Source organism: Robiginitalea insularis, assembly GCF_052497835.1.
Map to the genome: position 1 here is coordinate 38,387 of NZ_CP199296.1, position 14,012 is coordinate 52,398.

Annotated in this window: 15 protein-coding genes; 7 read left to right on the forward strand and 8 right to left on the reverse strand. The window is 48.2% G+C overall.

All coding sequences use genetic code 11. The features are described from left to right. Positions 1-35: 35 nt before the first annotated feature. The 4 genes from serA to ACT6NV_RS00230 all read right to left on the reverse strand — a co-directional run bounded on the left by serA (position 36) and on the right by ACT6NV_RS00230 (position 3,919). Positions 36-1,928 carry a phosphoglycerate dehydrogenase gene (serA, locus tag ACT6NV_RS00215; protein ID WP_445386648.1) on the reverse strand — a complete coding sequence of 631 codons (1,893 nt, stop codon included), beginning with the start codon at positions 1,926-1,928 and terminating at the stop codon, positions 36-38. A 155-nt stretch (positions 1,929-2,083) separates the two neighbouring features. Continuing rightward, positions 2,084-2,782, reverse strand: coding sequence for a DUF3307 domain-containing protein (locus ACT6NV_RS00220; protein ID WP_445385275.1), 699 nt, complete (start codon positions 2,780-2,782; stop codon positions 2,084-2,086). After that, entirely contained in the window at positions 2,779-3,390 is a 612-nt protein-coding gene (locus ACT6NV_RS00225; protein WP_445385276.1) for a hypothetical protein, read from the reverse strand. The genes ACT6NV_RS00220 and ACT6NV_RS00225 overlap by 4 nt, the downstream gene beginning before the upstream one ends. A gap of 76 nt (positions 3,391-3,466) precedes the next feature. Then, on the reverse strand, positions 3,467-3,919 hold the full coding sequence (locus tag ACT6NV_RS00230) for a methyltransferase family protein (protein WP_445386649.1): 453 nt from the start codon (positions 3,917-3,919) through the stop codon (positions 3,467-3,469). A gap of 74 nt (positions 3,920-3,993) precedes the next feature. Between ACT6NV_RS00230 and ACT6NV_RS00235 the strand changes: the two genes are divergently transcribed. The 4 genes from ACT6NV_RS00235 (at position 3,994) to ACT6NV_RS00250 (ending at position 9,120) form a co-directional block, all read left to right on the forward strand. Beyond that, positions 3,994-4,575, forward strand: coding sequence for a non-canonical purine NTP diphosphatase (locus ACT6NV_RS00235; protein ID WP_445385277.1), 582 nt, complete (start codon positions 3,994-3,996; stop codon positions 4,573-4,575). Positions 4,576-4,777: 202 nt separating this feature from the next. Next, the gene (locus ACT6NV_RS00240; RefSeq protein WP_445385278.1) at positions 4,778-6,523 is read left to right on the forward strand and encodes a DEAD/DEAH box helicase; all 1,746 of its coding nucleotides are present in this window, start codon (positions 4,778-4,780) and stop codon (positions 6,521-6,523) included. A gap of 73 nt (positions 6,524-6,596) precedes the next feature. Continuing rightward, positions 6,597-7,379, forward strand: coding sequence for a carboxypeptidase-like regulatory domain-containing protein (locus tag ACT6NV_RS00245; RefSeq protein WP_445385279.1), 783 nt, complete (start codon positions 6,597-6,599; stop codon positions 7,377-7,379). Positions 7,380-7,428: 49 nt separating this feature from the next. Beyond that, entirely contained in the window at positions 7,429-9,120 is a 1,692-nt protein-coding gene (locus ACT6NV_RS00250; protein WP_445385280.1) for an alpha-amylase family glycosyl hydrolase, read from the forward strand. A 5-nt stretch (positions 9,121-9,125) separates the two neighbouring features. Here ACT6NV_RS00250 and ACT6NV_RS00255 read toward each other — a convergent pair whose 3' ends face one another. From ACT6NV_RS00255 to ACT6NV_RS00265, 3 genes are read right to left on the reverse strand one after another with little or no spacing between them, the layout of a single operon-like run. Beyond that, entirely contained in the window at positions 9,126-9,506 is a 381-nt protein-coding gene (locus tag ACT6NV_RS00255) for a VOC family protein (protein ID WP_445385281.1), read from the reverse strand. Between the two features lie 29 nt (positions 9,507-9,535). After that, a complete protein-coding gene (locus ACT6NV_RS00260) occupies positions 9,536-10,066 on the reverse strand; it encodes an SRPBCC family protein (RefSeq protein WP_445385282.1) in 531 nt (176 codons plus the stop codon). Positions 10,067-10,109: 43 nt separating this feature from the next. Beyond that, positions 10,110-10,781 (reverse strand): TrmH family RNA methyltransferase, encoded by a 672-nt coding sequence (locus ACT6NV_RS00265; protein WP_445385283.1) that lies wholly within the window; start codon positions 10,779-10,781, stop codon positions 10,110-10,112. An 81-nt stretch (positions 10,782-10,862) separates the two neighbouring features. Between ACT6NV_RS00265 and ACT6NV_RS00270 the strand changes: the two genes are divergently transcribed. Next, positions 10,863-11,558, forward strand: coding sequence for an SIR2 family NAD-dependent protein deacylase (locus ACT6NV_RS00270; protein WP_445385284.1), 696 nt, complete (start codon positions 10,863-10,865; stop codon positions 11,556-11,558). On the opposite strand, the gene ACT6NV_RS00275 is transcribed toward ACT6NV_RS00270, so the two are convergent. Beyond that, positions 11,518-11,985, reverse strand: coding sequence for a heme-binding domain-containing protein (locus ACT6NV_RS00275; RefSeq protein WP_445385285.1), 468 nt, complete (start codon positions 11,983-11,985; stop codon positions 11,518-11,520). The genes ACT6NV_RS00270 and ACT6NV_RS00275 overlap by 41 nt on opposite strands. Positions 11,986-12,082: 97 nt before the next feature. On the opposite strand from ACT6NV_RS00275, the gene ACT6NV_RS00280 reads away from it, so the two are divergent. After that, positions 12,083-12,616, forward strand: a complete 534-nt coding sequence (locus ACT6NV_RS00280) for an adenylosuccinate lyase (protein ID WP_445385286.1) — start codon at positions 12,083-12,085, stop codon at positions 12,614-12,616. 47 nt (positions 12,617-12,663) lie between these two features. Further along, the gene (gene purB, locus ACT6NV_RS00285) at positions 12,664-14,007 is read left to right on the forward strand and encodes an adenylosuccinate lyase (protein WP_445385287.1); all 1,344 of its coding nucleotides are present in this window, start codon (positions 12,664-12,666) and stop codon (positions 14,005-14,007) included. Positions 14,008-14,012: the final 5 nt, after the last annotated feature.

The window sequence follows — 14,012 nt, forward strand, 5'->3', positions numbered from 1 at the left end:
ATATACATTAAAACAGTGCCTGAAAAGACTATCTATTAATAGAGGACCCGGAACTTGATGGTGTGCTCAATCCCTTTAAGGGCTTTAATCACCTCCTTGTTATAGTCCTTGTCCAGGTCGGAGATCACGTAGCCCACCTCGCTGTCTGTGGAGAGATACTGCCCTGTAATATTCATATCATAATTTGCCAATACCTGGTTGATATGAGCCATAATTCCCGGCACATTCTTGTGGATATGCAGAAATCGATGGGCATTCTGCTGCTTGGGCAGGCGGATATTAGGGAAATTCACAGCATCTACTGTGCTGCCTGAATTGATATACTCCATGATCTTATTGGGGACGAAATCCGCAATATCCCGTTGTGCCTCTTCAGTACTCCCTCCAATATGAGGGGTTAAGATCACATTTTGATGCGTGCTGAGCAGGGTTTCAAAGGGGCCGTTGGCTGCAGGTTCTTCCGGGTACACATCGATGGCGGCCCCCGAGAGTTTTCCATCTTTAAGCGCAGCGTCCAGGGCCGCTATATCTACAACAAAGCCCCTTGACAGATTAATGAGATAGGCTCCCCTGCGCATTTGGTTTATTTCCCTGGTGCTGATGAAATTTTTGTTGGCAGGGTTGTCATCCACATGAAGGGTAACCACATCGGATACATTCAGTAAGTCTTCCAAAGTATCGCATTTGGTGGCATTCCCCAGCGCGAGCCTGTCGTTAATATCGTAGTAGTATACGCGCATCCCCATGGCTTCCGCCAAAACGGAGAGTTGCTTTCCGATATTCCCGTAACCGACTATTCCAAGGTTCTTGCCTCTTATTTCTTTAGAATTCGCAGCCGTTTTATTCCATTGGCCGTTGTGCAATTCAGTACTTCTTGGAAATATGCTCCGCATCAGCATGATGATTTCCCCTATGGCCAGTTCTACGACCGAACGGGTATTGCTGTAGGGCGCATTAAAAACCACCACCCCTTTCTGCTTGGCATATTCAAGTTCAATCTGCGTGGTCCCGATGCAAAAAGCACCTACCACCAGCAATTTATTTGCTGCATCCAGTACTTTTTTGGTCACGCGGGTTTTCGAGCGGATCCCCAGTACATGCACCCCTTTGATTTTTTCAATAAGTTCCTGCTCTGAAAGGCTGTGTTTTATCAATTCCACTGAGAACCCGTCTTCGGACAGGTTCTCAAAAGCTGCCGGATGTACATTCTCCAACAGCAATATTTTAATTCGGTTCTTGGGATACGAGAGGTTTCTTGGCAAATCGTTTATGTATAAAAATTCATCCAGGTTCGGTGTAATATGGTCGGCATGTGCAGCTGCCTTCTGGCGGTGGACATTTTCCGTATATGCAAAAAATTTATGGGCGATCCCCGCCTCACGCATTACATAATCGCTGTAGCCATCCCCGATAACCTGTACTTCGCCGGGCAGGTCCAGGGCCTTCAGGCAGGCAATTTTGCCATTGTGCGAAGCCAGCACATTCGCAGTGTCGAAACCAACTATCTTCCCGTTTTCATCAAACTCGAAATTGTTGGCGTAAACCCGTTCTGCCGGGATATCATAGGCCTGTACGATCGGATCTATAAATTCTTTAAAGCCACAGGATATCACGTAAATATCGGAGGCATACTTCTGGAAAAACTCCTTGTTACTGCTGATGGAACGGGAGATACGGTTTTTTAATTCAGCTATGAGTTCCTGCAGGTCTTCCCGTGTGGCATTGAGCAGTTTGATGCGCCTCTCCAGAGATTCCGTAAAGGAGATATCCCCATCGATCCCAAGATTGGTTATCTCCTGAATCTCCCGGATTATTTCATCCCTGTCTGCCCGGTCGCGCAGGCTGATTTCGGCCAGGATATCCAGGGCTTCCACCTGGGTTAGGGTACTGTCAAAATCAAAAACGTATTTCCTGCCCACAACTGATATCTTTTCTATAACAGGCTGTGAAGATAAAAAGAATTTGAAAGGCCTCCAGAGCTACAGGCCGAAAAAAGATTCCCGTTAAATGTGGCGACCTTCCTTTGAATTTTTGTAGCTATGAAGGCCTATCTATTGAGAATTGTGCAAAAGCGATCGAACCGTCAGCAGACAAAACGCACAGCGAGGCCGGCCAGAATAGCCAGGCCGAAACTCAGCAGCGTTCCAATGAGTATGTATTCGGTCCACTTTCGATTATTGCTTTCTTTCAGATCGTTGAAACGAAAGACGGACTTTGCTGCAATCAACAGGCCAATAGCCTCCCAGCGGTCCAGTAAAATAAAGAGGAATACGAGCAGCCTTTCGATGATCCCGATATATTTTCCGGCATTTGGCAGCGATTTATGGTCTGTAGGGATCCTTTCGGAAAATCCCTCCAGAATTTTGGTCATTATGATGGCCGCGGGGTAGGTTACAAAAACAAGGCCGGTTATCAGGGGCCAGTCCAGATTTTCCACTAAACGCAAAAATGCCTGCCGGGTATCCGGATAGGAAGCCAATGCGAACAATACGAGCAGATGGGCTGCCTGGTCCAGGAAAAAAGGAAAGCTTTTGAATTTGTACCAGTGCCGGGTATAGAGGGTAATCAGATCTATAACCCCATGGGAAAGAGCCAATACCAGGGCCAGTTTCCAGTAACTCAGGTCCCAGAGCAATAGTAGCGGCAGCCCGAAGTGGATGAGCAGGTGCAGGTATAAATACCAGGAAGCGGCCCTGTTAGCTTCTTTATGTACTACTCCCTTATTGGTTTGCAGGATAAAATCTCCGATAAGGTGCGCCAGCAGGAGTTTTAAAAATATCATCGTATGGATTTTAGGTATTGATCAGTGTAATAGGATAACAATTCTTCCAGGAGGTCCAGGCGCGCCCTGCTTAAGCGCTGGCTCACGGCCGATTGCTGTATCCCGAGTTCGCAGGCCATCTGTTCCTGGGAGACCCCGGGGGATTGCAATACTTTTAGAACGGCCTCCGCTGAAACGGGGCTCCAGTCATCCATGAAGTGTGACGCCAATTTCAGGATCAGGTTCATACCGGTGTCTGCCGCAGCATTTCCGCTGGAAAGCTGTAAGTGCAGCTTTTCATCCCTGAGGCGATCAAAAACCCCGCCCGATGCCTGGTATGCCGGGCCGTTGGATTCACTTACTTTTGGAGCCCGGTACGATTCTGCTCCCAATCCAATGCCAATTCGTACATCCATCCCTTTCCTGCATTTGAGCTGTGCCTTTATACAGATGGCGGTTTCCAGAGCCTTTGATACGTTCATGCGGACCTGAAACTCATCACCCCTATAAATTTCCCAGTCTTCCGGATTACTTCCAAGACTTCCTAACAGAGATTTGAGATCGACCAGCCAGCTTTCAGGGGGATGGCCAGCCGAATTGATGACATCCCCGGTAAGTATAGCTATCATAATATTAGTTTAAAAGCTAATATATTACTTTATTAGTAAAATACCTAATATTTTGAAATATTAAGGAAAGAGCCAATCAAAACCATCGGCGTACCAGGCTGCAATACCGCTTGTATTCCGATCCGAATTTTTCTGCAAGCGCCCTTTCTTCCGGAACGATCTGGAAGCGGTTCATATACCCTACAAAAGCTGCAGCCAGCAGCGTGTTAAAGGCATTGCCCAGGTGAATTCCCCAGGCCAGCAGTACCAGCAGCAAAGCCAGATACATCGGGTTGCGGCTATAATTGTAAATTCCGGAAACCACCAGGGTACTGGCCTTATCCGGCTGCATGGGGTTGGAAGAAGTCTTTTTGAACAAAAAGGCCAGTACAGCCATACACCCGATCAGCAATGCCAATCCGGCAAGTACCCTCTTAAGGGTTTTGCGACCAAAAAAATCGAATTCTCCAAATGGCAGTATCAGGTCCAGCAAATACATGGCCCCTCCAAAAATCAAAAAAACCACTACCGGGGGCAGGGCGAGTTCCAGTTTCTTCATAAGTCAGTTTAGGGCTATAAAAGTAGTATTTTTGAGGCTCTATAGCCGACTAAGAAAAAATACCCATGAAAGAATTGGTTTTTGCCACGCACAACAAACATAAGTTTGCAGAAGTGCAGCAAATGCTCCCCGAAAACTTCCTGCTGCGCTCACTCAGCGATATTGGATGCCACGAGCCTATAGCCGAAACTGCGGAAACCCTGGAAGGGAACTCACGGATAAAAGCGGCCTATGTAAAGCATACCTACGGCCTGGATTGTTTTGCAGACGATACCGGCCTGGAAGTTGAAGCGCTCAACGGGGCTCCTGGAGTTTATTCAGCCCGGTATGCCGGAGAAACAGCAGATGCTGAAAAAAATATGCAGAAACTCCTGCAACAATTACAGGGAGTCACTGACCGGAGGGCTCAGTTCAGGACCGTTATAACGCTGGTAATGGGCGAAACCTACAGAACCTTTGAAGGTCGGGTTACCGGATGGATAACAAATAAGCCCGAAGGAAGCGGGGGCTTTGGCTATGACCCGGTCTTCCGGCCGGAGGGATACCGTGAAACCTTTGCGGAGCTATCCCTGGCTGAAAAGAACCGCATCAGTCACAGGGGTCGGGCTTTTGAAAGCCTGTATGCCTTTTTGAAAACAATTGTATAAAGGGAGTGATCCCCGGGCACTCTGAATTTCTATTCTTTTTGTCAATAATTCCTTAAAAAGCAGATTGTTCGGGAATTAAAAGTATCTTTGCGCCCTTATTAGTCGGCTGGTATAGCAAGTGTTGCCGTGTGTCCCAAAAATTTAGGGGGAATAAACGCGAACGCAACATCCTACTTCGCGATTATTTCACTTAAATTAAACTATGACAACATTTGATTCTTTAGGGCTAAACAAGCCCCTTTTGGACGCCGTACAGGATATGGGGTTCGAAAAACCCTCGCAGATCCAGGAACAAACCATCCCGGTTTTACTTGAACGGGAAACTGACCTGGTAGCCCTGGCGCAAACCGGTACTGGAAAAACGGCGGCCTTTGGCTTCCCGCTAATCCAAAAAATTAATGCGGACAGCCGCACAACCCAGGGGTTGATCCTCTCCCCCACCCGGGAACTCTGCCTGCAGATTACCAATGAACTGAAATTGTATTCCAAATATGTAAAAGGCCTGAGTGTTACGGCCGTTTACGGAGGTGCCAGCATAACTGACCAGGCCCGGCAGATCAAAAAGGGCTCGCAGATAATCGTGGCCACTCCCGGACGCATAAAGGATATGATCGGCAGGGGGATGATAGATATCACCAAGATCGAGTATTGCGTACTGGATGAGGCAGATGAAATGCTCAATATGGGATTCTTTGAGGATATCAAAGACATCCTTTCCAACACCCCGAAGGATAAATCTACCTGGTTGTTTTCGGCAACCATGCCAAGGGAAGTTGCGCAGATTGCCAAAAAATTTATGAACCAGCCGGTAGAAATTACGGTAGGGGCCAAAAATACGGCCATTGATTCTGTGCGTCACGAATACTACACCGTCGGAGGACGGGATCGTTATGCTGCCCTGAGAAGGCTGGCAGACGCCAATCCCGATATTTTTTCCGTCATATTTTGCCGGACCAAAAGGGATACGCAAAAGGTAGCCGAAAAATTAATAGAAGACGGTTACAATGCAGGGGCCCTGCACGGGGACCTGAGTCAGAACCAGCGCGATCTGGTGATGACGGCATTCCGCAAGAACCAGTTACAACTTTTGGTTGCCACAGATGTGGCTGCCCGGGGTATTGATGTAGACGATGTAACCCATGTGATACACTACCAGTTGCCAGACGAGACCGAAACCTATACCCACCGGAGTGGTCGTACCGGAAGAGCCGGGAAATCTGGCGTTTCCATGGTTATTCTGACCCGTTCGGAAGAGCGGCGTATCCGCAGTATTGAAAAAATAATCGGTCAGTCTTTCGAAAAAAAATCCCTTCCCGAGGGGATGGAGATTTGCGAAATCCAACTGTACCACCTGGCCAATAAAATCCGGAATACAGATGTAAACCCGGAGATCAAAGGCTACCTTCCGGCTATTCAGGACGTATTTGAAGACCTGGACCGGGAAACGCTCATTCAAAAAATGGTCTCTGTGGAATTCAGCAGGTTTTATGATTTCTACAGCAAAACCAGGGATCTGAGTGCAGCAGGAGAACCACAGGGGAACGCAGCCAGAAATGACTCTGATGGCTCTACCCGCTTTTTTATAAACATAGGGGAAAAGGACGGCCTGGACTGGATGAGCCTCAAGGACCTCCTTAAAGCAACCCTTAACCTGGGGAAAGAAGATGTCTACAAGGTAGATACCAAAGACACTTTTTCCTTTTTCAATACCGATTCCAGCCTGGCACCATTGGTGTTAGAGACCTTCAAGGAGCTGGAATTCCAGGGGCGAAGAGTGCATGTTGAAATCTCAAGCAATCCTTACGGCAAGGGAGGCGGAGGCCGTTCCAGCAAAGGCCGTGGGGGGAAGAAATCCGGGAAAGGCAAGTTTTCCCATAAAGGCAAATCCGGAAAAAAGAAAGGTAAAAAAAGCGGGAAGCCGGCTTCACGGAAGGCAGGATATTATTAGTTAAGCCTATCCTAAAAATTGGTAATCCCCTTATTTTTTTGTTTTCTTCGTAAATCATTTTCAGGATGGGAGTATGAAGTATGTTTTGCTGAGCATTTTAGTTGGATTTTCAACCCTGGGCCTGCATGGGCAGGAGACGGGCAATGATTCCCCTGAAGGGGTTTTCAGCGCTGTTGTACTGAATGCGCAGACGCAGACCCCGCTCGAGAGCGTACACGTTGTCAACCTCAATCAGGTAATAGGGACCATCACCAATGCCAAGGGGGAATTTTCCATCCGGGCTGCCGTAAACGACACCCTGTATTTCTCTTATCTGGGGTTTAAATCGCAGAAAATAAGGGTGACCAATGATATGTTCCGCTTCAGCGACACCAAGATCTCACTGACGGAACTGGCCTACGCCCTGGAAGAAGTTATTGTCCAGCCCTATCAGCTAACCGGTTTTTTGGAAATCGACGTAAAAAACCTGCCGATAAATACGGCCTACCAGTACAGTATCTCCGGCCTGCCGGTAAGCTATGAAGCGGGCAGCAAAAGCCCCTCTGCGGTTACCAAGGTTCTGGGGGCTATACTGAATCCGGCAGATCTGCTTCGTAATTTATTTGGGAAACAGCCCCGGCAGATGCGGAAACTCAGGCAAATGAAAGAAGACGACCAGATTCGGGACCTGCTGGCTTCGAAATTCGACCGGGAAACACTTATGGAGTTGTTGCAACTGGAAAAAGTGGATATAGAAGATATCCTGACCAACTGCAATTATTCGAGTTCCTTTATCCGCACGGCGAACGACCTGCAGATACTGGATGCGTTAAGCAGTTGCTATGAGGAATACAAAGTGCTGAATCGCCAAAAATAAATTTTCTATTTACCCCTGCATTTTTTAGTTTTAGGCCAAAACCCGTCTGATGAACAAACTGTGGCCCTTCCTGCTGCTCAGCTTTCTTTTCCTGGCCTGTAAACCCAAAGCCGAAACCCAAGAAAAAACAATACAACCTGAAACAGCACCCACAGAAGACCTGGCTTCGGCCACCCCTTTTTACTGGGAGGGTGCCAACGTTTATTTCCTGCTTACAGATCGGTTTTACAACGCCAATCCGGAAAACGACCTGAATTACGACCGATCCAACGACACCGGTGTTTTAAGAGGTTTTATGGGCGGGGATCTGGCAGGAATAACGGCAAAAATCGAAGCGGGGTATTTTACGGATTTGGGGATTAACGCCATATGGTTCACCCCTGTGGTGGAACAGGTCCACGCAGACACAGATGAGGGCACGGGCAACACCTACGCATACCACGGTTACTGGGCAAAAGACTGGACTGCCCTCGACCCGAATTTCGGAACCCGCAAGGAGCTTGAAACCCTGGTTCAGACAGCGCACCAAAAGGGTATACGTATCCTGATGGATGTGGTCCTAAACCACACCGGCCCGGTTACCGAAGCAGATCCTGCATGGCCTGAAGATTGGGTCCGACTGGAACCCACCTGTACCTTTTCCGATTACGAAACCACCACTGCCTGTACTCTGGTCGAAAACTTACCCGATATCTATACCGAATCGGATGCCGCGGTGGAAATCCCGGATGCGCTGCTGGCCAAATGGAAATCTGAAGGCCGCCTGAGCATTGAATTGGACGAATTACAGAGCTTTTTTGACAGGACTGGTTATCCCAGGGCGCCAAGGTTTTACATCATCAAGTGGCTTACGGATTATGTAAATGACCTGGGAATTGACGGCTTCCGCGTAGATACCGTTAAGCATGCCGATGAAAAGGCGTGGGCCGAATTGTATAAGGAAGCAGCCTTTGCATTTGAGGCCTGGAAAAAGAGAAACCCCGATAAGGTCCTGGATGACAATCCTTTTTATATGGTTGGGGAAGTATATAACTATGGGGCCTCAGGCGGGCGCCTTTACGACTTTGGGGACAAAAAGGTAGATTATTTTGACCACGGGTTTCACAGCCTGATTAATTTTGAACTGAAGACAGACGCCAATAAGGACTACGAGAGCATCTTTTCCAAGTACAGCAGTTTGCTGCATTCCAAGCTAAAAGGGAAGGGTGTGCTGAATTACCTGACTTCTCATGATGACGGCAGCCCTTTTGACAAGGAGCGGGCAAAACCCTTTCGGGCGGCCAATGTACTGCTGTTAAGCCCGGGAACCTCTCAGGTCTATTACGGGGATGAATCGGCCCGGTCTCTTGTAATTGAGGGCACCCAGGGGGACGCAACCCTGCGCTCCTTTATGAACTGGGAGGAGATAGACAGCCTGCCCCGGACACGGGAAATTCTGGAGCACTGGCAAAAACTGGGTCAGTTCAGGAGTAACCATCCGGCCGTGGGAGCCGGAAAACACAAGCGGTTATCCCGAAAACCTTATGTGTTCAGCCGTTCTCTGACAGACGAGGAGTTCAGGGATAAGGTAGTTGTAGGCCTGGACCTTCCAAAAGGAAAGAAATCGCTCTGGGTAAAGGGGTTTTTCGGCGACGGAACGCTCCTGTACGACACGTATTCGGGTACCTCGGTTACCGTTTCCGGAGGCAAGGTGACCCTGGATAACGATTATGAGATAGCTTTACTGGAACTCGCAGATTAGACCGTTTATTTGGCAGAATTCAGGGCAATGCGGTTGCCTTCAGAGTCGATAAACACCCCCATAAAGCCATGCTCGGGGCTGATTTGCCTTTTATCCACAACAATTTTCCCGCCGGCCTGCTCTACCCGGCCTAATTCATTGCTTACATCTTCCGAAGAAAAATAGAGCAGGGGCCCCATGGTCTCACTGGGAAAATACCAGTCCGGATGCCGGATGAGCGTCCCGGAAGCCCCGCTTTTCCCTTCTGCTGAAGGGAACCATCCCATCTGCAGTTCATTCATCTGGTGAACAGCAATATTTACCTTAAAAACTGCTTCATAAAACTTTTTAGCCCGTTCCATGTCGGTAACAGGGATCTCAAACCAGGCTACCATGTTTTGTTCCATTTCCTTTGGTTTTGTTTTTCAGTTAATCTTTACGAACCCTTTTCGAGTTGACGCTTTAAATTGGACAGCCCTTCCTCAAAGTCCTTCCCTACCATTTTATCCATACTCATAAAGAGCATCATAAGTCGCATTGGGAAACCATTGGTCCCGGTAAAACCCCATCGTACCTGGGTACTCTCTTTTTCAAGGGCCTCTACCTCCATATAGGCGTCTGAAACCGATTTGAATGGTTTGAGAAAGCGCAGTTCCGTTTCAACACGCCTGTCCGGGTGTACCGCTGTAATCTCCTGTTCCCCGGAGCCTACTTCTCGGTTCCCTTCCCAGAAACTAATGGCTCCCACCGAGCCGTCTTCTCCTTTGAGTTCTTTTTTCATATTCGGGTCCTTGCGGGCCCATGGAGACCATTCATCCTGGTTTTTCAGGAATTTGAGGTATTCGAAGACCTCAGCAGCAGGCCTTGAGATCTCAATAGTCCTTGAAATATCGTATTTGGATGGGGCGATTAAATAAAGTGCCGTTATGATTACCAGTACTCCGATTACTATATACAAAGCAGTCATTTGTACTATAATGGATTGGTTAGGCTTAACAAAATACAAAAAATTAAGTCTGCTTGCTGTACCTTTCAATGATTTGGTCTACCCCATTTATGGATTTGCAAGTCCAGTCTAAGCGCTTTTCCAGTATATCGTCTTCTGATAAACCCCAGGGAATACCAGAAGCCCGCAACCGGCTGCTGAGCTGCTGAATGATAATGGCCGCTGCCACCGAAATATTGAGGCTCTCGCTAAACCCGTACATCGGGATCTTTAACCGCATATCTGCACAACTCAGTATTTCCTGGCTCAGGCCTTCTTTTTCAGTGCCAAAAAACAAAGCCAATGGTCTGTCCAGGGGGATGTTCTCAGGGCTATAACATTCACCGTGAGGGGTGGTGGCTACAATGCTGAAACCCCTGTTTTTCAAAGTCTCCAAACAGGCCTCAGGGCCTGTGTAGCGACTTATATCTACCCATTTCTGAGCTCCAAGGGCTATATTTTTATCCAGACGTTTTCCAAAACGCTTTTCGATCAGATGTGCCTCCTGCAGGCCGAATACATCACAGGAACGGACTACCGCACTGGCATTGTGCATTTGGAATACATCTTCCAGGGCCACTGTAAGATAGCGTGTACGCTTTTTGAGAATCTGCTCAAAACGCTTGCTCCGTTCAGGACTGATAAAGCCCTCCAGATATTCCAGCAATTCTATTTTATGGTCAGAAGGCGAATACATGTGGCCGGTCAGTTGTAGGTGATTTAAAATTACTAATTTGATGCTTGGTTTAAGCCTTTAAAATAACGCATTCTTCTGCAGATGGAAAAACTGGTAGTATTGAGCGGGGCAGGCATGAGCGCCGATTCCGGAATTAAAACCTTCAGGGATGCCGATGGCCTGTGGGAAGGCCATGATGTGATGCAAGTAGCCTCTCCGGAAGGCTTTGCTGCCAATCCTGAGCTGGTGCTTGAGTTTTACAATCAGCGCAGAAGACAGCTCAAAGAGGTACTGCCCAACCCGGGGCATATTGCCATTGCCAGCCTGCAGGAATATTTCGATGTACAGGTGATTACACAAAACATTGACGACCTGCATGAAAGGGCTGGCAGCCGCAAAGTGGTCCATCTGCACGGGGAACTGCTGAAAGCACGGAGCACCGGGCCTGAAATGGAAATTCTGAACTGGGAAGGCGACCTGGTATGGGGCGATCTATGCTCTGCCGGGTACCAGCTAAGGCCGCATATTGTTTGGTTTGGGGAAGCCGTGCCGGAATTGGAGTTTGCGGCCCATTTAACGGCAGAAGCCGATATTCTGATGGTAGTGGGGACTTCCCTGCAGGTTTACCCTGCAGCCGGGCTGTTACACTACAAAGCTTCCGGCATACCCCTGTATTTAATTGATCCGAGACCGGCCCTGTTGGAAAACGCCATGGATTCCCTGGAGATTATTAAGGCCCGTGCTGCGGAAGGGGTCCCTATTCTGGCCGAGCGTTTAATCGATAGAGTACGCGGGTAGCTTCTGCCCATTCGATTACAGCCTGTCTTTCCGTATCGGTAAGCCGTGCATGCGTCCAGGTATATTCGTTTAAGGGCATCTCCCCTGACTCTACCGTTTCTACTACCTCCTCCAGCTTATGATCTTTCTTTTTGGCATCATAGGCTTGCCAGGCGGAAAAGTTCAGATGTCTTTTCCCCTCATTCACATGGTCTGCCAACCAATAGGATACCGGTGCAATGTTATTATACCAGGGATATTCGGTGTGGTTGCTATGGCAATCAAAGCAACTGGTTTTCATAAGAAGTTTTACGTTTTCCGGAGGGTTGGTTTCTGTCAGGAAAGGTGACAAATGATCCGAGTTATCCATATTTCTTTCCGGCCTCACAAACTGCATTCCAACCAGAACAATCAGCAATAGGAGGGCGAATTTTTTTAGTACTTTCACGTGTGATCTTTGAGTTTAAATTTAAGTGATAATTTTGGTCTCCCAACTAAAAAAACGGTTGGTAAAGGTAAGCGCACTAAGGGAAAGCCGTCAACAGATGGCCCGTGAGGTAATTGCACGACCGGAATGGTTCGAACCACTGCTGGAAATCTGCCTGCTTGAAAATGACTCCACCGGCAGTCGCGCCTGCTGGGTTCTCGAATTTGTATGTAAAGAACAGCTATGGGAATTGTATCCACATCTGGACCGCTTCACCTCCGGGCTTATGAGCGTTACCCCACAATCCTCTATCAGACCGCTTGCCAAGATTTGTGAATTACTGACAGAAGCCTGTTACAAAGCCTCTGATCCGCCTTATACCCCGCCCCTGACGATGCTTCATAAGCAACGTATTGCCGAAGCCTGTTTTGGATGGCTTATCGGCCCCTGCAAGGTTGCCCCCAAAGCCTACAGTATGCAGAGCCTCTTTCTGCTCGGAACAGAAATCCATTGGATTCACGACGAACTGGCAGCTATTACAGCCCGCTTTTACAGCCAGGAAAGCCCGGCTTACCAGGCGCGTACCCGGCAGGTTATGGCGCGGATCAAAAAATTCAGAAAGTCGGGTCACATAAAACGGGGTATAGGGTAAGAGCCCAAATATGAGTATCTTTGCACTTTCCTAAAAACGAGCATGCTATGGCATCTTCCCATTTACAGGCAATTTCACCTATAGACGGACGCTATTTCAGCAAGGTGGAAGGCCTGAGTAACTACTTCTCCGAAGCCGCCCTGATCCGCTATAGAATCCGGGTGGAGGTGGAGTATTTTATCGCCCTTTGTGAATTGCCGCTGCCGCAATTAAAAGGCTTTGATCCGACTCATTTTAAAGCCCTCAGGGAACTCTATAAAAACTTTAAGCCTGCGGATGCGCAGGCCGTTAAAAGCATCGAGAAAACTACCAACCACGATGTGAAGGCTGTAGAATATTTTATAAAACAGCAATTCGATGCGCTGGGCCTGCAGGACTTTAAGGAATTTATTCATTTCGGGCTCACTTCGCAAGACATCAATAATACAGCCATCCCGCTTTCCCTGAAAGAAGTACTGCAGGAAGAATACCTGCCGGGATTTACTTCCCTGACCGAAAAAATCGAGAAATTATCCGGGGAGTGGCAGGATATACCCATGCTGGCCCGCACGCACGGTCAGCCGGCCTCCCCCACCCGACTCGGAAAGGAATTACAGGTATTTTCTGAGAGGCTCGGGCAACAACTGAGCACCCTTAAGGGAATCCCCATGGCCGCTAAATTTGGAGGGGCAACAGGAAACTTCAATGCACACCAGATAGCTTATCCGGAAATAGACTGGAAAGGTTTTGGCCGCCGTTTTGTTGAGAAACAATTGGGGCTGCATTATTCCTTTCCCACCACCCAGATTGAGCATTATGACCATATGGCAGCCCTTTTTGACAGCCTCAAACGCATCAATACCATCCTGATTGATCTGGACCGGGATTTCTGGACCTATATCTCCATGGATTACTTCAAGCAGCAGATCAAAGCCGGAGAAGTGGGTTCGTCGGCCATGCCTCATAAGGTAAACCCGATTGACTTTGAAAATTCAGAAGGGAACCTGGGAATTGCCAATGCCCTGTTCGAACACCTGGCTGCCAAATTACCGGTTTCCAGGCTGCAGCGAGATCTTACCGACAGTACGGTGCTGAGGAATATAGGGGTTCCCTTTGCCCATACCCTCATCGCCTTTCAGGCCACCTTAAAAGGCCTGGGTAAATTGCTCTTAAATGCAGACAAAATTGCTGCTGACCTGGAGCAGAACTGGGCCGTGGTTGCAGAAGCTATACAAACCATCCTCAGACGGGAAGGCTACCCCAATCCGTATGAAGCGCTAAAAGGACTGACCCGAACCAACGAAGCAATTACGCGAGAGACCATCGCCCGGTTTATTGATACCCTGGACGTGAGTCAGGACATCAAAAAGGAACTCAAAAATATCAGCCCGTCTAAATATACCGGGATTTAAGAGGT